Source organism: Lysobacter sp. CA196 (genome assembly GCF_052078695.1).
Taxonomy (GTDB): domain Bacteria; phylum Pseudomonadota; class Gammaproteobacteria; order Xanthomonadales; family Xanthomonadaceae; genus Lysobacter.
On the sequence record NZ_JBQJIN010000024.1, the window covers coordinates 38,505 to 59,085 of the forward strand.

16 protein-coding genes are annotated in these 20,581 nt (G+C 67.8%); 13 read left to right on the forward strand and 3 right to left on the reverse strand.

The features are described from left to right. Positions 1-2: 2 nt before the first annotated feature. The 11 genes from ACTOWK_RS18195 (at position 3) to tkt (ending at position 14,487) form a co-directional block, all read left to right on the forward strand. Positions 3-695 (forward strand): type 4a pilus biogenesis protein PilO, encoded by a 693-nt coding sequence (locus ACTOWK_RS18195; protein WP_441331505.1) that lies wholly within the window; start codon positions 3-5, stop codon positions 693-695. A gap of 1 nt (position 696) precedes the next feature. Further along, positions 697-1,248: a pilus assembly protein PilP gene (locus ACTOWK_RS18200; RefSeq protein WP_441331506.1), complete on the forward strand. Its 552-nt coding sequence runs from the start codon at positions 697-699 to the stop codon at positions 1,246-1,248. A gap of 15 nt (positions 1,249-1,263) precedes the next feature. After that, positions 1,264-3,351: a type IV pilus secretin PilQ gene (locus tag ACTOWK_RS18205; protein ID WP_441331507.1), complete on the forward strand. Its 2,088-nt coding sequence runs from the start codon at positions 1,264-1,266 to the stop codon at positions 3,349-3,351. 350 nt (positions 3,352-3,701) lie between these two features. Beyond that, positions 3,702-4,730, forward strand: a complete 1,029-nt coding sequence (locus ACTOWK_RS18210; RefSeq protein ID WP_441331508.1) for an AAA family ATPase — start codon at positions 3,702-3,704, stop codon at positions 4,728-4,730. Between the two features lie 67 nt (positions 4,731-4,797). Beyond that, positions 4,798-5,694, forward strand: a complete 897-nt coding sequence (locus tag ACTOWK_RS18215; RefSeq protein WP_441331509.1) for a DUF58 domain-containing protein — start codon at positions 4,798-4,800, stop codon at positions 5,692-5,694. Continuing rightward, a complete protein-coding gene (locus ACTOWK_RS18220) occupies positions 5,691-6,146 on the forward strand; it encodes a DUF4381 domain-containing protein (protein ID WP_441331510.1) in 456 nt (151 codons plus the stop codon). Before ACTOWK_RS18215 ends, ACTOWK_RS18220 begins: the two co-directional genes overlap by 4 nt. Next, positions 6,146-7,147 (forward strand): vWA domain-containing protein, encoded by a 1,002-nt coding sequence (locus ACTOWK_RS18225; protein ID WP_441331511.1) that lies wholly within the window; start codon positions 6,146-6,148, stop codon positions 7,145-7,147. Before ACTOWK_RS18220 ends, ACTOWK_RS18225 begins: the two co-directional genes overlap by 1 nt. Continuing rightward, a complete protein-coding gene (locus ACTOWK_RS18230) occupies positions 7,144-8,931 on the forward strand; it encodes a VWA domain-containing protein (RefSeq protein ID WP_441331512.1) in 1,788 nt (595 codons plus the stop codon). Before ACTOWK_RS18225 ends, ACTOWK_RS18230 begins: the two co-directional genes overlap by 4 nt. Before the next feature lie 5 nt (positions 8,932-8,936). Then, positions 8,937-10,649, forward strand: coding sequence for a BatD family protein (locus ACTOWK_RS18235; protein WP_441331513.1), 1,713 nt, complete (start codon positions 8,937-8,939; stop codon positions 10,647-10,649). A gap of 151 nt (positions 10,650-10,800) precedes the next feature. Continuing rightward, the gene (locus ACTOWK_RS18240; RefSeq protein WP_441331514.1) at positions 10,801-12,180 is read left to right on the forward strand and encodes a dicarboxylate/amino acid:cation symporter; all 1,380 of its coding nucleotides are present in this window, start codon (positions 10,801-10,803) and stop codon (positions 12,178-12,180) included. A gap of 306 nt (positions 12,181-12,486) precedes the next feature. Next, the gene (tkt, locus tag ACTOWK_RS18245; protein ID WP_441331515.1) at positions 12,487-14,487 is read left to right on the forward strand and encodes a transketolase; all 2,001 of its coding nucleotides are present in this window, start codon (positions 12,487-12,489) and stop codon (positions 14,485-14,487) included. 830 nt (positions 14,488-15,317) lie between these two features. Here tkt and ACTOWK_RS18250 read toward each other — a convergent pair. Beyond that, complete coding sequence (locus ACTOWK_RS18250; RefSeq protein ID WP_441331516.1) at positions 15,318-17,396, reverse strand: acetyl-CoA hydrolase/transferase C-terminal domain-containing protein; 2,079 nt, start codon at positions 17,394-17,396, stop codon at positions 15,318-15,320. Between the two features lie 84 nt (positions 17,397-17,480). Between ACTOWK_RS18250 and ACTOWK_RS18255 the strand changes: the two genes are divergently transcribed. Then, on the forward strand, positions 17,481-17,852 hold the full coding sequence (locus ACTOWK_RS18255) for a BlaI/MecI/CopY family transcriptional regulator (RefSeq protein ID WP_441331517.1): 372 nt from the start codon (positions 17,481-17,483) through the stop codon (positions 17,850-17,852). An 84-nt stretch (positions 17,853-17,936) separates the two neighbouring features. Further along, positions 17,937-19,121: a M56 family metallopeptidase gene (locus ACTOWK_RS18260; RefSeq protein WP_441331518.1), complete on the forward strand. Its 1,185-nt coding sequence runs from the start codon at positions 17,937-17,939 to the stop codon at positions 19,119-19,121. Positions 19,122-19,187: 66 nt separating this feature from the next. Here ACTOWK_RS18260 and ACTOWK_RS18265 read toward each other — a convergent pair whose 3' ends face one another. Further along, entirely contained in the window at positions 19,188-19,883 is a 696-nt protein-coding gene (locus ACTOWK_RS18265; RefSeq protein WP_441331519.1) for a molybdenum ABC transporter ATP-binding protein, read from the reverse strand. After that, entirely contained in the window at positions 19,880-20,572 is a 693-nt protein-coding gene (gene modB / locus ACTOWK_RS18270) for a molybdate ABC transporter permease subunit (RefSeq protein WP_441331520.1), read from the reverse strand. Before modB ends, ACTOWK_RS18265 begins: the two co-directional genes overlap by 4 nt. Positions 20,573-20,581: the final 9 nt, after the last annotated feature.

Below are 20,581 nucleotides of genomic sequence, written 5' to 3' on the forward strand. Positions count from 1 at the left end.
CTATGAAAAATCTCGACATCAACAACATCGGCGGTTGGCCGCGAAAGGCCCAGATCATTTTCTGCGCCCTGGTCGGCGTGGTGATCATCGGCCTGGCCTGGTGGTTGTTCGTCAGCGACAAGCGCGAAGAACTCGAAGGTCTGGAACGCAAAGAGAGCGATCTGCGCACCACCTTCGAAACCAAGCAGGGCCGGGCCGCCAATCTGGAACCGCTCAAGCAGCAGCTCGTGCAGATGGAACAGCAGCTCCAGCAGATGCTGCGCCAGTTGCCGAGCAAGACCGAAATGCCCGACCTGATCGTCGACATCTCGCAAACGGCCCTGGCCACCGGCATCTCCAACGAGCTGTTCCAGCCCGGCGCCGAAGTTCCCAAGGAGTTCTACGCCGAGAAGCCGATCGCCTTGCGCATGGTGGGCACCTACCACCAGTTCGGTGCCTTCGTCAGCGGCGTGGCGTCGCTGCCGCGCGTGGTCATCATGACCATGCACGACATCTCGCTGAAGCCCAAGGGCAAGAACAACAAGGACGCGGTCGGCGGCATCACGCCGAACAGCCCGCTGGAACTGGCCGGTACGGTCAAGACCTATCGTTATCTGGACGAAGAAGAAATGGCTGCGCAGAATCCGCCGGCCGACGGCGCGGCCGCAGCAGGCGGCAAGGACGGCAAGGCCAATGACAAGAAGGAGGAGGGCTGAGATGCGTACGCACTTCGTTCTCAACCGTTCCTTCGTCGGCGGACTGTTCGCCGTCGCCATGGCGCTGGTCGTCAGCGGTTGCTTCCGCAGCATCTCGAGCACGCCGGGCGAGGCGCCCAACCTCGAGAAGTGGGTGGCCGAGGTCAAGGCCAAGCCGGCGCCGCCGCTGGACCCGCTTCCGGTCATGCAACAATTCGAGACCTTCGAATACGCCGCGCAGGATCTGCGCGATCCGTTCAGCACCGCCTTCACCGACGAAGACGACGGCTCCGGCCTGCGTCCGGACAAGGTGCGGCGCAAGCAGTTGCTCGAACAGTTTCCGCTCGACGCTCTGGACATGGTCGGCACGCTCGGCCGCGGCAGCGGTACCGTGGCGCTGGTCATGGCGCCCGACAAAGTGACTTATCGTGTTCGACCCGGTGCGTACATGGGGCAGAACGACGGTCGTGTGACCGCCGTGACTGAGGAGCGCATCGACTTGGTGGAACTGGTGCCGGACGGCGCAGGCGGCTGGCTGGAACGTCCAGCTTCCGTGGCGCTCGAAGATCAATGATTAGGGGATAGCATGATGATCGTACTCAACGCCAAATCCATGCCGTCGGCTCGACGCCCCATGGCTTCCGGTCCGCGCATGGCCGGACTCGTCGTCGGCCTGCTGGCTGGCATCAGCGCCGTCCACGCGGCGCCGCCTGCGGCTGCGACGACGGCACCCGCTGTCCAAGCACCCACGGCGCAGATCGCGCCGACGCCGAGCAACGACCCGGGCAAGCAATTGCCGGGCACGATCTCGGTCGCCAACATCGACTTCAAGCGGGGCGACGGCGGCTCCGGCAAGCTGATCGTGCGTTTCAGCGGCGACGGCGCGTTGCCGGACATGCGCAGCCAGGGCGCCGAAGTCCTGGTCAACGTCGGTAATGCACAGCTTCCGGCCTCGTTGCAGCGTCCGCTCAACGTCAGCGACTTCGCCACGCCGGTGCAGCGCGTCGACGCGCGCACCAGCGGCACCGGAACCCAGCTGGTGCTCAACACCAGCGGCGCCTTCGACACCATGGCCTACCAGACCGGTCGCGAATACATCGTCGAGGTCGTGCCGCGCACGGCGGCGGCGGGCAATCGCGCAGTCGGTGCGGCGGGCGCCAAGCCGGCCGCGAACGCGGCCGGCAGCACTTCCGGCTCGACCCAGGCCGGTGTGGTCCGTTCCTACTCCGGCCGCCCGGTGACCTTCAACTTCCAGGACGTGCCGGTGCGCACCGTGCTGCAGTTGGTCGCCGAAGAGTCCAACCTCAACATCGTCGCGGCCGACACCGTGCAGGGCAACGTCACCCTGCGCCTGGTCAATGTGCCGTGGGATCAGGCGCTCGACATCGTCCTGCAGGCCAAGGGCCTGGACAAGCGTCGCAGCGGCAACGTGGTCTGGGTCGCGCCGCAGGCCGAAGTGGCCAAGTACGAGCAGGACCGCGAAGACGCGCGCATCGCCCTCGACAACCGCGTCGACCTGACCACCGAATACATCCAGATCAATTATCACAATGCCGCGCAGATCTATAAGGCGCTGACCGAGGCCAAGGGCATCGGCGGCAGCGGTGGCGGTAACGGAGAAGGCGGCGGCACCAGCAACGAGAACGGTTTCCTCTCGCCGCGAGGCCGTCTGGTCGCCGACGAGCGCACCAACACCTTGATGATCAGCGACATTCCCAAGAAAGTCGTGCAGATGAAGGAACTGATCCGGGTCATCGACCGTCCGGTCGACCAGGTCCTGATCGAGGCCCGCATCGTCATCGCCACCGAAAGCTTCGCCCGCGATCTCGGCGCCCGTTTCGGCGTCTCCGGGCAGAAGGGCGACGTGATCACCAGCGGCACGCTGGAGAGCATCAACAACTACCGCAACACCGCTGCTCAGAACAGCCTGATCGAAGGCAAGGCCGCGGCGCTGACCCGGGACGGCAACGATGCCCAGGCTCGCGGCGATGCCGCCGGGGCCACCGCGCTCTTCAATCAAGCTCGCTCGTTGCTGCAGACCCTGACCAACCCGGCCTTCCTGTTCCCGGCCAGCCTCAACAGCAATGTCGGTCTCGTCAATCCGGCCGGCGCGCTCGCCTTCACCATCCTCGGCAAGTACGTCAACCTGGACATGGAGTTCAGCGCGATGCAGACCGAAGGTCGCGGCGAAGTGGTTTCCAACCCGCGCGTGGTCACCAGCAACCAGCGTGAAGCGGTGATCAGCCAGGGCCAGGAAGTCGGCTACGTGACGATCTCGCCGCAGCAGGGCGGCAACAGCATCCCGATCCCGAACGTCCAGTTCAAGGACGTGCTGATGGAGATGAAGGTCAACCCGACCATCACCAACGACGGCCGCGTCTTCCTCAACATGAACGTGAAGAAGGACGAGATCGAAGGTTTTATCGATACTTCGATCGGCCAGGTGCCGCAGATCAACAAGCGCAACATCAATACCGCGGTGCTGGTGGAGGACGGTCAGACCGTCGTGATCGGCGGCGTCTATGAGTTCCGCGATCGCACCGACCTGTCCAAGGTGCCGTTCCTGGCCGACATCCCCTTCCTCGGCAATCTCTTCAAGAAGAAGAGCCGCAGCAAGGAAAAGGCCGAGCTGCTGATCTTCGTCACCCCGAAGGTGATGAAGGTGACCCAGCGCTGATCCACGGCGTCGAGCGTCCGACCCGAGGACGGGCGGACAGATCAGTCGCATCGCAAAGAGGGCCTTCGGGCCCTCTTTGCATTTGAGTCGGCGGTTGAAAGGCCTGAGCGACGACCAAGATCGGGGTTCGCCCGAAATCGCCCTGAAACCCCTCCCACGGTCGCCATCGCGACCTTAACGGGCGCGAATCAAGCGCTTGCGTCGCGCGCCGAGCGGAGCCGGGGCCGGGGCCGCCAAGCCTCGTTCGCGACGGCCGCGGTTTCGACCCTTTTATCGCGCTTTTTGAACCCCGATGGCGAACTTCGGTCAAAATCGGCCTGATCTCGCCTTCGATCGTCATTGGATACCGGATGGACAGCAGCCTCGATCGCACCCGTGACACCGCTCCCGCCCAGGCCGGCGCCGAGACCGCGCGCTTGCACGACGCCTTCCGCGCGCTGCGCGACGCGCTCGCGCAGGAGATCGTCGGCCAGGCCGAACTGATCGAGCGGCTGTTGATCGCCTTGCTCGCCGACGGGCATTTGCTGGTCGAGGGCGCGCCTGGCCTGGCCAAGACCAGCGCGGTGCGCGCCCTGGCCTCGCGCCTGGAAGCCGATTTCGCCCGCGTCCAGTTCACCCCCGACCTGCTGCCGGCCGACCTGACCGGCACCGAAGTCTGGCGCCAGCAGGAGAGCCGCTTCGAGTTCCAGGCCGGGCCGATCTTCCATCCGATCCTGCTCGCCGACGAAATCAACCGCGCCCCGGCCAAGGTCCAGTCGGCGCTGCTCGAGGCCATGGGCGAACGCCAGGTCACGGTCGGCCGTGCGACCTATGCCTTGCCGCCGTTGTTCCTGGTCATGGCGACGCAGAACCCGATCGAGCAGGAAGGCACCTTCCCCTTGCCCGAAGCGCAGCTCGACCGCTTCCTGATGCACGTGCGCATCGGCTATCCGGAAGCCGCCGCGGAAACCGAGATCCTGCGCCTGGCCCGCGAACGTGCGCGCCAGACCCTGCAGACCGTGACCACGCCGGTCCAGAAAATGCCGCAGGCCGATGTATTCGCCGCGCGCGCCTCGGTGCTCGACCTGCACGTGGCGCCGGCGGTCGAGCGTTACCTGGTCGAAATCGTGCTGGCTTCGCGCGATGCCGCGCGTTACGACGCCGCGCTCGCCCGGCGCATCGCCTGGGGCGCGAGCCCGCGCGGGTCGATCGCGCTGGAGCGTTGCGCGCGCGCGCATGCCTGGCTCGCCGGCCGCGACTTCGTCACTCCCGACGACGTCCGCGCGATCGCGCCGGAAGTGCTGCGTCACCGCATCCTGCCGAGCTACGAAGCCACCGCCGAAGGCTGGGACGGCGACCGCCTGCTCGGCGAATTGCTCAAGAAGGTGCCGTTGCCTTGAGCGCCGCGATTCGCGATCCGGGATTCGGGATGGGTAACGACGACATCCGCGCGAGCGGGACGGGCCGATGAGCGAGGGCATCGTTCCCGGCCTGGCGGAACTGGTCGCGTTGCGCGCGGCGGTCAGTGGGCGCCGCAACGCGCGCCTGGGCCGCCACGGAGTCAGCGGCCAGGCCCTGTCGCCGCTGCGCGGGCGCGGCATGGAATACGCGGAGTCGCGCGAGTATTCGCACGGCGACGATGCGCGCCATATCGATTGGCGCCTGACCGCACGCACCGGCCGTGCCCATACCAAGTTGTTCCAGGCCGAGCGCGAGCGGCTGACCTTGATCGTCGCCGACATCGCGCCTTCGCTGTATTTCGGTACCCGGGTGCGCTTCAAGTCGGTGCAGGCCGCGCGCGCCGGTGCAGTCGCGGCCTGGGCCGCGGCGCGCGACGGCGACCGCATCGCCGCGCTGCGCGGCAGCCTGCGCGAGCCGCCGGTAACGCCGGCTTCGGGGCCGCGCGGCGCTCTGCGCGTGCTCGACGCGATGGTGCGCTGGTATACCCAGCCGGCGGCCGACGATGCCGGCCTCGAGGTCGCGCTCGATCATGCCGCGCGTCTGCTGCGGCCCGGCTCGCGCCTGATCGTGCTCGCCGATCCGGCCAGCATCGTGGCCTTGCCGCAGCGGCGCTGGGCGGTGCTCGCCCAGCATCATGAAGTGATCGTGTTGTTGCTGACCGATCCGATCGAAACCCGGCCGCCGCAGACGGCCTTGCCGTTCAGTCGCGATGGCGAGCGGGTCGAACTCGATCTCGGCATCGAGGCGCAGCGCAAGCGTTGGCACGACAGCTTCGTCGCGCCGGTCCAGGTCGCTCTGGAGAAATTGCCGGCACGCGGCGTACGCGTGCAGGCCTTGTCGACCGACGCGCCCAGCGAATCGTGGTTGCCGCTGCTGGGCCGTTCGCGGCCGTTGGTGGCGTGATGGACGCGACCCTGCCGCTGCGCGACGTTCACCAACCGGATGGGCCGTCGCTGTGGCCGTTGGCGCCGGGCTGGTGGATGCTGATCGTCGCGGTCGTGATCGTCGCGCTGCTGGTGTATGTCTGGCAGCGTCGCCGGCAACGGTGGCGGCGCGACATCGCGCGAGTCTTCGACCAGGCGCTCGAAGCCGCCGCCACGCCCACGGCCGAAGTCGCGGCGATGTCGGAGTTGTTGCGCCGCGCCGCGCGCCGGCACGATCGCGACGCCGATCGCCTGCAGGGCGAGCAGTGGCTGGAGTTCCTCGACCGCGGCTGCAAGCGCGCCGACTTCGTCGACGGACCCGGGCGTTTGCTGCTCGACGGCGGCTATCGGCGCGAAGCCGATGCGGCCCAGGTCGCGGCCTTGCGCGTGCTGGTGCGGCAACGCTTCCTGCGCTGGATGGGAGCGCGTTGATGTCCTTGCTCAGCGACTGGCGCGAGCTGTTCGCCTGGCCTTGGTGGCTGTTGGCCTTGCCGTTGCCGGTGCTTGCGCGGTGGCTGTTGCCGGCCGCGCGCGATTCATCGGCCGCACTCAAAGTGCCGTTCGGCGAACGCCTGGATGCGATCGCCGCCGTCGGCGGACGCAGCTTGCGCGGTGGCGGCGCGGGTTGGTTGCTGTGGTTGGCCTGGGTCTTGTTGTGCATCGCCGCGGCGCGCCCGCAGCAACTCGGCGAAGCGGTGCAGCCGCCGCAGGTCGGCCGCGACATGATGCTCGCGCTCGACCTGTCGGGCAGCATGAGCGAACCGGACATGGCCCTGAACGATGCGCCGGTCGATCGCCTCACCGCCGCCAAGGCGGTGCTCGCCGACTTCCTCGATCGCCGCGTCGGCGATCGCATCGGCCTGATCGTGTTCGGGCGTCGCGCCTACGTGCTCGCGCCCTTGACCCTGGACCGCGACACCGTGCGCGACCAGCTCAAGGACAGCGTGGTCGGCTTGGCCGGGCAGGAAACCGCGATCGGCGATGCGGTCGGCCTGGCGGTCAAGCGTCTGCGCGAACAGCCTTCGGGCCAGCGCGTACTGATCCTGCTGACCGACGGCGTCAACACCGCCGGCGCGCTCGATCCGAACAAGGCCGCCGAGCTGGCGCGCGATAGTCGGGTGCGCATCCACACCATCGCCTTTGGCGGCGACGGTTCCTTGTCCTTGTTCGGTTTCAAGATCGCGGTGCCGGGCGGCGACCCGCTCGACGAAACTTCGTTGCGCGCCATCGCCCAGACCACCGGCGGACGTTTCTTCCGCGCACGCGACACCGCCGAGCTCGCCGGCATCTATGCCGAGATCGATCGGATCGAACCGGTGCAGCGCCCCGGCAAGGCGGTGCGGCCGCGCATCGAGCGCTATGTCTGGCCGTTGGCGGCCGCGTTCGCCCTGGGCCTGTTGGCCTTCGTGTGGCCGCGACGGAGGCTGGCATGAATCCGTCGCTGTGGCTGCAGAATCTGGTGCCCTTGCAGTTTCTACGCCCGCACTGGCTGTGGGCCTTGCTGGCGCTGCCGCTGTTGGCCTGGCTGTGGCGTCGTCGCCGCAATCGCAGCAGCGTGTGGCGCAGTGCGGTCGATCCGCATCTGCTGACGCACTTGCTCGATGGTCGCGACGGCCGCCGTTCGCGCTTCGCTGCGGCGACCGCGGTGTTCGCCTATACCCTGGCGGTGTCGGCTCTGAGCGGGCCGAGTTGGCGCCAGAGCGAGCAGCCGTTGTGGCAGGGCAGCACGCCCTTGGTGATCGCACTGGACCTGTCGAGCCGGACCTTGGCCGGCGACCTGCCGCCGACCCGGTTGGCGCAGGCGCGGGCCAAGCTGGCGACCTTGCTGAAGCTGCGCGATGGCGGCCAGGTCGGCTTGGTCGTGTATGCCGACGATGCCTATACGGTGGCGCCGTTGACCGACGATGCGCGCAATGTCGCAGTGTTCCTCGATGCGCTGTCGCCCGACGTGATGCCCGGCGATGGCCAGCGCGGCGACCGCGCCATCGAATGGTCGGCGCGTCTGCTCGCCCAGGCCGGTTTCGAGCGCGGCGAGATCGTGTTGATGACCGATCGCGCCGACGCGGCCGCGCGCCGCGCCGCGGCGCAGGCCGCCGATCGCGGTTATCGCGTTTCGGCGTTGGGACTGGGCGGCGAGGCGCCTACGCCGTTCCAGCGTCCCGACGGCAGCATCGTCAACGTGAAGTTGGATGCCGATTCGTTGCGTGCGCTCGCCGCCGACGGCGACGGCCGTTACGCGAGCATCGGCCGCGGCGATGAAGACCTGCAGGCACTGCGTTTGCTGGCACCCGAGGTGTCCGACGCCGGCAGCGCGCGCGGCGAGAAGAGCCTGGCCCGCGAGGACAACGGCTATTGGTTGCTGCCGCTGTTGATGTTGCTGGCCTTGTTCGCATTCCGCCGTCGCAGCGGCATGGCCGCGGTCGTGCTGCTCTGCCTGTGCTGGCCGGCGCTGCAGCCGGCGCAGGCGCAGGGGCTTTGGCAGCGCCCGGATCAGGCCGCGCATGAGCGCATGCAGCAAGGCACCCAGGCCTATCGCAAGGGCGAGTTCGAGCGTGCCGGCGAGCTCTATCAGCGCGCTCAAGGCGCCGATGCGCAGTACAACCTCGGCAACGCGCTGGCGCGCCAGGGACGTTATCCGGATGCCATCGCGGCCTACGATCGCGCGCTCAAGCTGCAGCCCGGCATGGCCGATGCCCTGGCCAACAAACGCGCGGTCGAAGCGGCGATGAAGCGCCCGCCGCCGCCGAAGGGCGGCGACGGCAAGAATTCGAAATCGCAGGATGGCAAGAACGGCCAGAACGACGGCCAGGGCCAAGAGCCGCAGCAGGGCGGGCAGAAAAAGGACGGACAACAGCAGAAATCGCCGTCGCCCGCGCCGCCGAAGCCGTCGCCGCCCAAGTCGCCGCAGGACCGGGACGACCCCGCCCAGCCGAAGCCCGGCGGCGACTCGAAGCCGTCCGACGGCGAAGCTCAGCGCAAGGCCGATGCGGCCCAGCGCGAACGCATGCAGCGCGAACTCGCGCGCCAGGGCAAGGATCCTGCGCAACAGCCTGCCGCAGGGCGCAAGCCCGGGCAGGAAACACCGGTCGAGCGCGAACGCCGGCTCGCCAACGAAGCCTGGCTCAAGCGCGTCCCCGACGATCCGGGCGGCCTGCTGCGCGAGAAGTTCAAGATCGAATACGAGCGGCGCCAGATGGAAGCGCTGCGAGGGGATTGAAACCGATGTCGCGATGGATGGGCCAACTTGGGTTGTGGTTGTTGCTGGCGACGCTCAGCACGGGCGCGTTCGCGCAAACGCGCGCCTGGCTCGACCGCGAGCGCATCAACGCCGGCGAAACGGTGACCTTGAACGTCGAGACCACCGGCTCGCTCGGCAACAGCCCCGATTTCGCCCCGCTACGCGGCGATTTCGTGCTGAGCGCCAGCAGCAGCAACGCCGAGATGGTGCCGGGCAAGAACGGCCTGGCCGTGCGCAGCCAGTTCTCGGTGCTGCTGCAGCCGCGCCGCAGCGGCCGCATCGAGATTCCGGCGCTGCGGGTCGGCAGCGAGCGCACTCAGCCCTTGGCGTTGGAGGTGTCGGGCGAGCCGGCCGACGCGCCGCAGGGGGCGGGCGGCGATGTCTTCATCGAGAGCGAAGCCGACGACCTCAGCCCCTATGTGCAACAGGCGGTGGGCTGGGTGGTACGGCTGTATTCGGCGGTGCCCTTGCTGGCCGGCAAGATCGATCAGCCGGTGCCGGAAGGCGCGTCGCTGATGCGGGTCGGCGACGACGCGCAGTACAGCCGTGATGTCGCCGGGCGCCGTTACACCGTGGTCGAGCGGCGTTTCCTGTTGGTGCCCGAACGCAGCGGCGCTCTGAACGTGCCGGCGGCGTTGTTCGAAGGGCGCAGCGCGCCGGGTTTCATCGACCAGATCATGGGCGGCAGCGGCGACGAGCTGCGTGCGCGCACTCGGCCGCGAAGCCTGAACGTGCAAGCGTTGCCCGCCGATGCGCCGCAGCCATGGCTGCCCTTGCACGACCTGAGCCTGCGCTATCGCTCCACGCCGCAGGAACTGCGGGTCGGCAGCGCAGCGACCCTGGTGGTCGAGGCGACGGTCGATGGCGCCAACGCGGCGCAACTGCCCGAGCTGGTACTGCCGCCGATCGACGGCGTGCAGGTGTTTCCCGAGCCGGTCCAGACCGACGACGGCTTCGCCGATGGCCGCCCGCGAGTGAAGTTGACGCGCAAGTTCTCGCTGGTGCCCGCGCGCGCCGGCCCGACCCGGCTCGACGGCCTGCGCATGGAATGGTGGGACGTCGCCGCCGGCAAGCCGCGCAGCAGTGCCTTGCCGCCGCTGTCGTGGACGATCGCCGCGGCCGCTGGTGCGACTGCAGCCGCTCCCACGGCTGCGTCCGGTGCGGCCACGACGCTCGCCGACGCTTCGCCGGCCGGCGCGGCGGGGGCGGCCGCAGGCGCGGCGCCCACGGACGGCATCTCCAACGGTTGGGCCTTGGCGGCGGTACTGTTCGCTGCGCTATGGCTGGCGACCCTGGTCTGGGCCTTGCACCTGCGCAGCCATCCGGCCGCGTTGTTGCCGAAACCGGCTGCCTTGCCGGCCTCGGCCGAGGACGCCGGCGCCGCGACCAAGCGCACGCCGGTCAACCTGCCGGCTTTGCGGCAGATGATCGATCTGGCCGATTTCGACCACATCGCGGCGGTGCTGCGTTCGCTCGCGCATCCGCCGGCGACCGACGACGACGAACTGGTCGAGCGCCTGGCCGATCCGGCCCAGCGCGAGGCGGTGCAGGCGTTGCGGCGCGCGCGCTGGGGCGGAGGCGACGGCGTCGCCGCGCGTGCGCAACTGCGCCAGGCCTTCGCCCAGGGCCCGTCGTGGCATCAGGCAGAGCAGGCCGCGGCGTCGCCGTTGCCGCCGCTGTATCCGCCGCGAAGCTGAGCCTCGGCGCCTCTGAGCGGGCGTCGTTCGCGCCACCCGCTGCGGCGAATCCGGGGTGGCGCTGCAGGCCTCGACGGCCGAGGCCGCGACCTGGCAAGGCCGTCGTCGGCCCCTGGTGTATCCTGCCCGCTGTTTGGGCCAGGCCGGATTCATGAGCGAAAACCTTAACGCGCGCAAGCCGCTGCCGTTGCATTGGAAGATGGCCATCGGCTTCCTCGCGGGCCTCGTCCTCGGCCTGATCGTCTACGCCGCCGGCATCGGCAGTGTCACCTACGCGCAACTGGCCGGCCAGGTCTGTCCGGCCGCCAGCGCCGGCGCCGACGTCGCCTGGCAGTGCCGCCCGCTGCTCAAGCTGCTCACCGAAATCGTCACCGGCCCGGCCGGCGAAATCTTCCTGCGCCTGATCTTCATGCTGGTGATCCCGCTGCTGTTCTCGGCGCTGGTCATGGGCGTGAGCGAGATGGGCGACATCCGTTCGTTCGGCCGGGTCGGCTGGCGCACGCTCGGCCTGACCGTGCTGATGTCGGCGCTGGCGGTGATCCTCGGCCTGGTCATGGTCAACCTGTTCCAGCCCGGCGCCGGCGTCGACCCGGCCCAGGCGCAGTTGTTGATGAGCGAGAACGCCGAGCGCGCGCAGAGCATCGTCCAGGGCAGCGCCAACGCGCCCAAGGGCATCCAGATGCTGGTCTCGATCGTGCCCAGCAACGTCATCCAGGCCGCCGCCGACGACGCCATCCTCGCGGTGATGTTCTTCGCCCTGATGATCGGCGTGGGCATGGTGCTGACCCGCTCCAAGGCCGTGGACACCCTGCGCGAAAGCATCCAGGGCCTGTTCGACATCTCCATGACCCTGATCGGCCTGGTCATCAAGCTGGCGCCGTACGCGGTGTTCTGCTTCATGTTCAACCTGGCCTCGGCGTTCGGCTGGGACCTGCTGTTCAAGCTGGCCAAGTACGTCGCGGTGGTCGTCGCCGCGCTCGCCATCCATCTGTTCGTGGTCTATTCGCTGGCGCTGAAGTTCATCGGCGGGCGTTCGCCGATGGAATTCTTCAAGGGCGTGCAGGAAGCGATGGTGCTGGCGTTCTCGACCGCGTCGAGCAACGCCACCCTGCCGACCGCCTTGCGCGTGGCCGAGGACGAGCTGCACTTGCCACGGCGCGTGTCGCGCTTCGTCCTGACCGTCGGCGCGACCGCCAACCAGAACGGCACCGCCTTGTTCGAAGGCGTCACGGTGATCTTCCTGGCCCAGTTCTTCGGCGTCGACCTGAGCCTCGGCCAGCAGGTGATGGTGATGCTGGTTTGCATCCTCGGCGGCATCGGCACCGCCGGCGTGCCCTCGGGCTCGCTGCCGGTGGTGGCGATGATCTGCGCCATGGTCGGCGTGCCGGCCGAGGGCATCGGCCTGATCCTCGGCGTCAATCACTTCCTCGACATGTGCCGGACCACGCTCAACGTCACCGGCGACATCGCCATCGCGGCGATGGTGTCGCGCGGCGTCACCGATCCGCCGGCCGAAAGCCTGTCGGACTGAGGCCGCTGCGCCGAGTGCACGAAAACCCGCCTGAACGGCGGGTTTTTCGTTTGCGCTAGGGCTTGCGCGACAGTCGGCACGCTCGGCCCGGCGGGCTTCGTGGCCGAGCGCACCGATCGCTTGTGGCGAGCGTGCCGATCCTGCCCGCGGAGCAGGCCCTGCGCGGTTTTCCGCGCCTTTGCAAGCCTGGCGTGCGGGTTTCGGCCAGTGTTGCGGGGCGACACGGCGGCGCCGGGATGGGACAATGGCGGCTCTTCGCCGGTCCCGTCGGGAGCGGCTTCCAAGCCCCCAAGCATGCAGACTCCCATGACGACGCACAGCCGCCGCGACCTTGCCAACGCCATTCGTTTCCTCGCCATCGATGCGGTGCAGGCCGCCAACTCCGGTCATCCGGGCATGCCGATGGGCATGGCCGACATCGCCGAGGTGCTCTGGAACGACTACCTGACCCACAACCCGAACAATCCGAAGTGGTTCAACCGCGACCGCTTCATTTTGTCCAACGGCCACGGCTCGATGCTGCAGTACGCGCTGCTGCATCTGTCCGGTTACGACTTGTCGATCGAAGACCTCAAGCGCTTCCGCCAGCTCGAATCCAAGACCCCGGGCCACCCGGAAAACTTCATGACCCCGGGCGTGGAGACCACCACCGGCCCGCTCGGCCAGGGCCTGGCCAACGCGGTCGGCATGGCGCTCGGCGAGAAGCTGCTCGCACAGCGCTTCAACCGCCCCGAGCTGACCATCGTCGATCACCGCACTTGGGTGTTCATGGGCGACGGCTGCTTGATGGAAGGCATCTCGCATGAAGCCGCTTCGCTCGCCGGCACCTGGGGCCTGGGCAAGCTGGTCGCATTCTGGGACGACAACAAGATCTCCATCGACGGCAACACCGACGGCTGGTTCACCGACGACACCCCGGCGCGTTTCGAGGCTTACGGCTGGCGGGTGATCCGCAACGTCAACGGCCACGACGCGGTCGAGATCAAGACCGCCATCGACACCGCGCTCAAGCACGACGACAAGCCGACCCTGATCTGCTGCCGCACCACCATCGGCTTCGGTTCGCCGGCCAAGGCCGGCAAGGAGTCCTCGCACGGCGCGCCGCTCGGCAAGGACGAGATCGCCGCGACCCGCGCCGCGCTGGAATGGCCGTACGGCGACTTCGAGATTCCGGAAAGCATCTACGACGGCTGGCGTTCGCGCAGCACCGGCCTGGTGCGCGAGGACCAGTGGAACCGTCTGTTCGACGCCTATGCCGCGCGTTACCCGGACGAAGCCGCCGAGCTGACCCGCCGTTCGCACGGCGAGCTGCCCGAGGACTTCCTGGCCCAGGCCAACGCCTACATCGCCAAGCTGCAGGCCGACGGCCCGACCATCGCCTCGCGCAAGGCCTCGCAGATGGCGATCGAGACCTTCGCGCCGCTGCTGCCTGAACTGATCGGCGGTTCGGCCGACCTGGCCCATTCCAACCTGACCCTGTGGAAGGGCAGCAAGTCGGTCGCGACCGACGACCCCAACGCCAACTACATCTACTACGGCGTGCGCGAGTTCGCGATGACCGCGATCAGCAACGGTCTGCAGGTGCACGGCGGCTTCATTCCCTACGACGCCACCTTCCTGGTGTTCAGCGACTACGCCCGCAATGCGGTGCGCATGAGCGCGCTGATGGGTGCGCATGCGATCCATGTCTACACCCACGACTCGATCGGTCTCGGCGAAGACGGCCCGACCCACCAGCCGGTCGAGCACCTGGCGTCGCTGCGCTACATCCCGGACAACGACGTCTGGCGTCCCTGCGACGCGGTCGAGTCGGCCGTTTCGTGGCGTGCGGCGATCCAGCGCAACGACGGCCCGAGCTGCCTGATTTTCTCGCGCCAGAACCTGATGCATCAGCCGCGCAGCGACGAGCAGGTCAAGCAGATCGCGCTCGGCGGTTACGTGCTGCGAGACAGCGAAGGCACCCCGGACGCGATCCTGATCGCGACCGGTTCGGAAGTCGGCCTCGCCACCCAGGCCGCCGACGTGCTCAGCGCCGAAGGCCTCAAGGTGCGTGTGGTGTCGATGCCGTCGAGCGACGTGTTCGACCGCCAGTCGTTCGAGTACCGCGAGTCGGTGCTGCCCAACGCGGTGCGCAAGCGCGTCGCGATCGAGGCCGGCGTCACCGGGTTCTGGCGCAAGTACGTCGGCCTGGACGGCGACGTGATCGGCATCGACGGCTTCGGCGCCTCGGCCCCGGCCGAGGCCCTGTTCCCGCACTTCGGCTTTACCGTGGAGCGCGTGGTGTCGGCGGTCAAGAACCTGGCCTGATCGGCCTGCAGGCCGCGCCGCCGCTGGCGGCGTGGGCCTTTACGCCGTATGCGACGACCTGCGGCCGGTCGCAAGGGCGTGCTGCAGTCGCGGCTGCGACTTCTCAGACCCGCGCCGATGTCGCCTGCAATTCCGGGGTAAGAGCGGCGTCCTGCTGGATTTCCTTCGGTCATAAGCCGCGGCCGTGGGACGCGTAGCGGCAGCAAGGCCGATGTCACTCATCGAAGCGGCGTGCTTTCGCCGGGGTAGGAGCGACGCAAGTCGCGACCACGGGACGCGCAGAGGTAGCGAGGCCGTCGCCATCCGTCGAAGCGGCGTGTTTTCGCCAGGGTAGGAGCGGCGCAAGCCGCGACCTCGCCGCATCACTCGCGCCGATGCCGGCCGCAGCCCGTCCAGGGTAGGAGCGACGCAAGTCGCGACCGCGCTGTTTCGCTCTCGCGGCGCTTCCCTCAATCGGGATCTAGATCAAGATCAAACGCCAAAAGCTTCCGCCACTAAAGCGGCGGGTTACTTTCTTTTGTCTAAAGCAACAAAAGAAAGGTAACCAAAGAAAAATGCTTTTCTTTGAGTCAAGGGCCCGCACGAGCGATGCATGCGCGGGGATTTTTCACACGGGACATCCCTGTCCCGATGAAAAACGACGCGCATCCCTGCGCGTCGCCCTCCGGGTCTTCTTCAGCCGTCGCTAGTGCCTAGCGACGCACAGCCACGGCAACAGCAGAATCTTTACGGCAACGGCAACGGCAACGGCAACGGCAACGGGTTATGGCTGGCCGCGGCTCGGAGCGTATCGATTGGTTGGCGCTGGGCACTGCGCCAGCGAAGTGGACTCAGCTGCGTTTTTCCTGTGCCAGCGCCCACGACAACAGCCGCGCCTGCAGTTTGTCGCCGAGGCCGGCCGGCCGTTCGAGGTCCATTCGTTGCAGGGCCTCGTTGTCGCGGCTAGAAGCGGAGGACAGGGCGCGCAGCACGGTACGAACAGTGCCCGCACGCGTGGTCGTGCTGGCCTTGAGCAAGCCGAGTGCCTTGACCAGGCGTTGCTCGACTTCGGTGAAATCGCTGCCGAGCGGATAGTCGGGCAGGGTGCCGTCGGCACGGAACGGGGCGAGCAGGTCGCGCAAGCGTTCCGGCGTGTTGACGCGGCGTCGCTCGATCGCCGGCGGCGGCATGGCGCTCGGCGCGAGTTTGCCGGCGGCGCGCGCGGCTTCGCGCAGGGCGCCGGTGAAGCGGCTGTCGGCGATCGCGCACATCGCCTCGATGCAGTCCTCGTCGGTCTTGCCGCGCAGGTGGGCGATGCCATACTCGGTGATGTAGACGTCGCGCAGATGCCGCGGGATGGTGGTCTGGGCGTAGTTCCAGACCACGTTGGAGCGCACCGTGCCGGCGCTTTCGCGGGTCGAGCGCAGCATCAGCACCGAGCATGCATCGGGCAAGGCATGCGCCATCGCGACGAAGTTGTATTGGCCGCCGACGCCGGACACCACGCGGCCGTCGTCGAGCGTGTCCGAGACTGCCGCGCCGAGCGCGGTCGCCATCATGCAACTGTTGAAGAAGCGCGCGTCGCGGCGTTGCAGACGTTCGAGGGTCTCGTTGCCGCCGTAGAGCTCGTTGACTTCGCTGATCCGGCGCATGCCGATGCCGCGCCGTTGTTGGTCGGATAACGTGCGCAGCCACTGGTAGAAATCCGGCGAGCCCAGGTAGAAGCCGCCCTGCAGGAACTCGCCCTCGACCTCGAGCCGTGCGTGGTCTTCGGCGCTCGCGCTGCCGTCGCCGAGCCGGCGCATGAGGTCTAGATCGTCGACGACCTTGCGCTTGATCACGCCGACTTCGACGAGACGCCGAAAGCCTTCGTTGATCATCTCGCTACAGCCAAAAAGCCCGACGCTAAATGGACCGAGCGGCGCAACCGGCGCCTTCGCGTTACGGTCTCCGACCAGGTCATTGTCACTAGAAGCCGTGTGCTCAAGCGGCGCAACCGGCGCCTTCGCGTTACGGTCTTCGGCGAGGTCACCCTGCAACGGAGTGGTGTGCCCAAGCGGCGCTCCAACATCGACTCCCAATGCGGCCAACACCCGCAAATACGCTGCATTGTCGGTATGCCGCAGCGCCAGCGCATGGCACAGCGCATCGGCCAGGGTGCCGATACCGATCTGCAGGGTGCCGCCGTCGCGCACCAGGGTGCTGGCGTAGAAGCCGATCGCGTAGTCGGCATCGGCAACCGGTTGCCGCGGCAGCCCGAACAGTTTCGGATGCGGACCGGGCGGGGCCACCACCGCGTCGAAGTAGCCGGGATCGACCGCGGCGCTGCCGCCGAGCCAGGGCAGTTGCGGATCGACTTCGGCGATCAGCAGCGGCCGCGGCAGGCCGCGGGCGACGATCGCATCGACCGCATCGAAGGTCAGGTCGGTATTGCACGACAGGGACAAGCGGCTGCCGCCGGGTTCGGCCGCGACCTTCTGCACGATGGCGTTGAGGCCCCGGTCGGCGAGGGCACGGGCGACGTGGGTGTAGTTGAGACTGGCGTAGCGGCGTTGCGCGGCGGCGGCGTTGAGCAAGGCGCCCGATTGCAGATAGAACTCCTCGATTTCGATATGCGCCGGCAGCGTATTGCGTTTGAGTGCCTGCACATAACGCAGGCGCGGGAAGTCGTCGCCGAAATGGCGCTGCGCGAACGGGCCGACGAAGCGCCCCTCCAGGCCCTTGCCGGCCCCGGGCGGATCCAGCGACAGCGCCGTGTACAGATGCAGACGGCGCGAAGCGTCGCGTTCGGCCCGTGCGTACAGCGCATTGAGCAGCCGGTGCGGCTTGCCGAGCCCGAGCGGGGCGCCGACGTGCAGGGGGCCGGAGAGCCGTTCGTAAAGAAAAGCGACGGCGTCGTCGAGCGAATCGAAGCGGGCAGGGGCGGTCATGCGGGCAGTATCGCATTCCCAAAGCAGCGGGCTTGACAAGATCGTTTACAAGCGTAATCTCAGTAAAAATTACAGGTGTAAACGATGCAGATCAGCGAAGCCGAATCCCTCGTCATGGACGTGCTGTGGCGCCGCCACCCGCAATCGGCCGAAGAGGTCATCGCCGCGCTCGCCGACAGCCAGCAATGGCAGGAAGCGACGATCAAGACCTTGCTCAACCGGCTGTTGAACAAGGGGGCGGTACGCGCCGACAAGGACGGTCGCCGCTATTTGTATGCGCCGGTGCTCAAGCGCGAAGACTGGGTTATGGGCGAGAGCCGCAGCCTGCTGGACCGCTTGTTCGGCGGCCGCGTCGCGCCCTTGGTTGCGCACTTCAGCGAACAACGCAAGCTCAGCCGCAAGGACATTGCCGACCTGCGCAAATTGCTCGATGAGCTCGACGATGAGCCGGGCTGAGCCCATCCGCGCGTTGCCGCCGGTCGCCATCGCGCACTGCGCTGCAAGCACGAAGACCATCCCCTGCGATTCGGAGAGCGCGGCATGATCGTGAGTATGGAAGAGGCAATGTGGCTGCTCGAAACCAGCGCGGCGATGAGCCTGGCTTTGCTGCTGGTGTTGGCCCTGCGCTTGCCGCTGCGACGCGTCTTCGGTGCCGCGGTCGGCTACGCCGGCTGGGCGCTGGTGCCGCTGCTGATGATCGCGGTGTTGCTGCCCACCACACCGCGGATGCTGTCCGTGCCGGTCGCAGGCGCGAGCGCCGTACCGGCGCCGCCGTCGTTCCTGCAAGCGACCGCGTCGGCGGGCTTCGATCCGATGCCATGGCTGCTCGTACTTTGGGCGACCGGCGTCATCGCAATGGCCGCAACGACCTTGCGCCAGCAACGGCGTTTCCAGCGTGCGCTCGGCCGCGTCGCGCGCCGCGAGGACGGCTTGTATCAAGCTGAGGCGATCCTCGGGTTGCCGGCGGCGTTCGGTCTGTTGCGGCCGCGCATCGTGGTGCAGCGCGATTTCGACACGCGTTATTCGGTCGAACAACAGGCCTTGATCCGCACCCACGAGCGCAGCCACATCCGCAGCGGGGACCTGCACGTCAACGCTTTCGTCGCCCTGCTGCGTTGCGTGTACTGGTTCAACCCCTTGCTGCATTACGCCGCTCGCCGTTTCCGTCACGACCAGGAACTGGCCTGCGATCTGCGCGTGCTCGCCCGGCATCCCCGCGCGCGGCGCAGCTACGGCGAAGCGATGTTGAAAACCTTGTTGGCGGCGCATCCCTCGCCGTTGGCATGCCACTGGGCGCAGGCCCATCCCTTGAAGGAGAGAATTCTCATGCTCAAGCAACCCTTGCCCGCGTCGAAGCGGGTCGCAATCGGCGCGGCCGTGCTCGCCCTGGTCGGCTCAGCCACCGGCTTCGGCGTATGGGCCGGCCAACCCGCCGATGCGTCTAAGATCGAAGTGATCCGCCTCCACCCCGAGCCGGGCGAACCGTTGGTCTCCCTGGATGCGACCGACGAAATGCCGCGCGAAGTCGCCCGCCGCATCGCCACTCAGGCGGGCCTGATCCTGACCAATCCGCAGACGCTCGACGACAGCGGCAAGGGCGTCCGTCTGCAGTTCGTTCGCATACCGGCACGCAATGCCCTGGAGATCGTCGCCCGCAGTTCGGGCATGAAGCCCGTGCTCCAGGGCAGCTCGGTCACCTTCGTCCCGGTCGAGGTCAAGCGCTGAGGGCATCGCCCTCGATTCGAAGCCTCTCCCCGAGCGCCGCGCGCGAGTCCTGCGCAACCGGCGCGCTCAGCTACCGACGGTGTGCACCTCGTCGGCGATGCGTCGGACTTCCTCGGGGTAGTGACTGACGTAAATCATCGGCAACGCGATCTCGTCGCGTACCCGCTGCAGGTAGGGCAACAGTTCCTCGCGGCGGTCCATGTCCAGCATCGAAAGCGGCTCGTCCAGCAGCAGGATATGCGGCTGGGACAGCAGCGCGCGCCCCAAAGCGATGCGTTGGCTCTCGCCGCCCGACAAGCCGGCGGTATCGCGATCGAGCAAAGGCCCGATGCCGAGCAAGTCGACGACCGCCTCGAAGGCGAAGCGCGGCGAGTGCCGCGCTTCGCCGTGCAGGCCGTACAGCAGGTTGCGGCGCACGTTGAGGTGCGGAAACAGACGCGCATCCTGGAACACGTAGCCGATGCGGCGACGATGCGCCGGCACGTCGATGCCGCGTTCGCTGTCGAACAGGCAGCGGCCGGCGATTTCGATGCGACCGCGTTGCGGCCGCAGCAGCCCGGCCACCGCATACAGCAGCGAGGTCTTGCCGGCGCCGGAGGCGCCGACCAGGGCGATCACCCGGTGGCGGCTGCGAATGCTCACGCTGCGTTCGAAACTGCCGCGGCGCAGGCTGAAGTCGAGGACGTGGACGTCGCTCGCGGAGGGCTCCTGCGAAGCCGTATCGTCCGCGCTGCGGTCGCGATCGAGCATGGGATCGCTCATCGGTGGGTCTCGCGTCGCTGGCGCTGCACCAGCCATTCCGAGGCGAACACCGCGGCGAACGAAATCGCTACCGCGACCAAGGCCAGGCGCAGCACGCCGGACTCGCCGTCGGGCACTTGCATCAGGCCGTAGATCGCCGACGACAGGGTCTGGGTTTCGCCGGGAATGTTGGAGACGAAGGTGATGGTGGCGCCGAATTCGCCGAGCGCCTTGGCGAACGACAACACCGCGCCGGCAACCAGCCCGGGCCACGCCAGCGGCAGGGTCACGCCGAAGAACACCCGCCAGCGGTTCGCGCCGAGGGTCGAGGCCGCCTGTTCGAGGCGTTGGTCGACCGCTTCGATCGACAGCCGGATCGCCCGCACCATCAGCGGAAAGCCCATGATCGCGCTGGCCAGCGCGGCGCCGGTCCAGCGGAACGCGAAACTGAAATGAAAGTAGTCGGAGAGAACACGCCCGACCGCGCCCTGGTTGCCGAGCAGGATCAACAAGGCGTAGCCGGTGACCACCGGCGGCAACACCAGCGGCAGGTACAGCAAGGTGTCGAACAACAGCTTGCCGGGGAAGCGGGTGCGCGCCAGCAGCCAGCCCATCGCGATCCCGAGCGGCAGGCTGCCCAGGGTCGCGACCGTGGCGACCTTGAGGCTCAGCGCGATGGCGGTGAGTTCGGCCGGGCTGAAATCGAACATCGCGATGCC

Excerpts from the sequence above, each read along its gene's own strand:
- ACTOWK_RS18195 (WP_441331505.1), top strand. The coding sequence starts at position 3 with ATGAAAAATCTCGACATCAACAACATCGGCGGTTGGCCGCGAAAGGCC.
- ACTOWK_RS18200 (WP_441331506.1), top strand. The coding sequence starts at position 697 with ATGCGTACGCACTTCGTTCTCAACCGTTCCTTCGTCGGCGGACTGTTC.
- ACTOWK_RS18205 (WP_441331507.1), top strand. The coding sequence starts at position 1,264 with ATGATCGTACTCAACGCCAAATCCATGCCGTCGGCTCGACGCCCCATG.
- ACTOWK_RS18210 (WP_441331508.1), top strand. The coding sequence starts at position 3,702 with ATGGACAGCAGCCTCGATCGCACCCGTGACACCGCTCCCGCCCAGGCC.
- ACTOWK_RS18215 (WP_441331509.1), top strand. The coding sequence starts at position 4,798 with ATGAGCGAGGGCATCGTTCCCGGCCTGGCGGAACTGGTCGCGTTGCGC.
- ACTOWK_RS18225 (WP_441331511.1), top strand. The coding sequence starts at position 6,146 with ATGTCCTTGCTCAGCGACTGGCGCGAGCTGTTCGCCTGGCCTTGGTGG.
- ACTOWK_RS18230 (WP_441331512.1), top strand. The coding sequence starts at position 7,144 with ATGAATCCGTCGCTGTGGCTGCAGAATCTGGTGCCCTTGCAGTTTCTA.
- ACTOWK_RS18235 (WP_441331513.1), top strand. The coding sequence starts at position 8,937 with ATGTCGCGATGGATGGGCCAACTTGGGTTGTGGTTGTTGCTGGCGACG.
- ACTOWK_RS18240 (WP_441331514.1), top strand. The coding sequence starts at position 10,801 with ATGAGCGAAAACCTTAACGCGCGCAAGCCGCTGCCGTTGCATTGGAAG.
- tkt (WP_441331515.1), top strand. The coding sequence starts at position 12,487 with ATGACGACGCACAGCCGCCGCGACCTTGCCAACGCCATTCGTTTCCTC.
- ACTOWK_RS18250 (WP_441331516.1), bottom strand. The coding sequence starts at position 17,396 with ATGACCGCCCCTGCCCGCTTCGATTCGCTCGACGACGCCGTCGCTTTT.
- ACTOWK_RS18255 (WP_441331517.1), top strand. The coding sequence starts at position 17,481 with ATGCAGATCAGCGAAGCCGAATCCCTCGTCATGGACGTGCTGTGGCGC.
- ACTOWK_RS18260 (WP_441331518.1), top strand. The coding sequence starts at position 17,937 with ATGATCGTGAGTATGGAAGAGGCAATGTGGCTGCTCGAAACCAGCGCG.
- ACTOWK_RS18265 (WP_441331519.1), bottom strand. The coding sequence starts at position 19,883 with ATGAGCGATCCCATGCTCGATCGCGACCGCAGCGCGGACGATACGGCT.
- modB (WP_441331520.1), bottom strand. The coding sequence starts at position 20,572 with ATGTTCGATTTCAGCCCGGCCGAACTCACCGCCATCGCGCTGAGCCTC.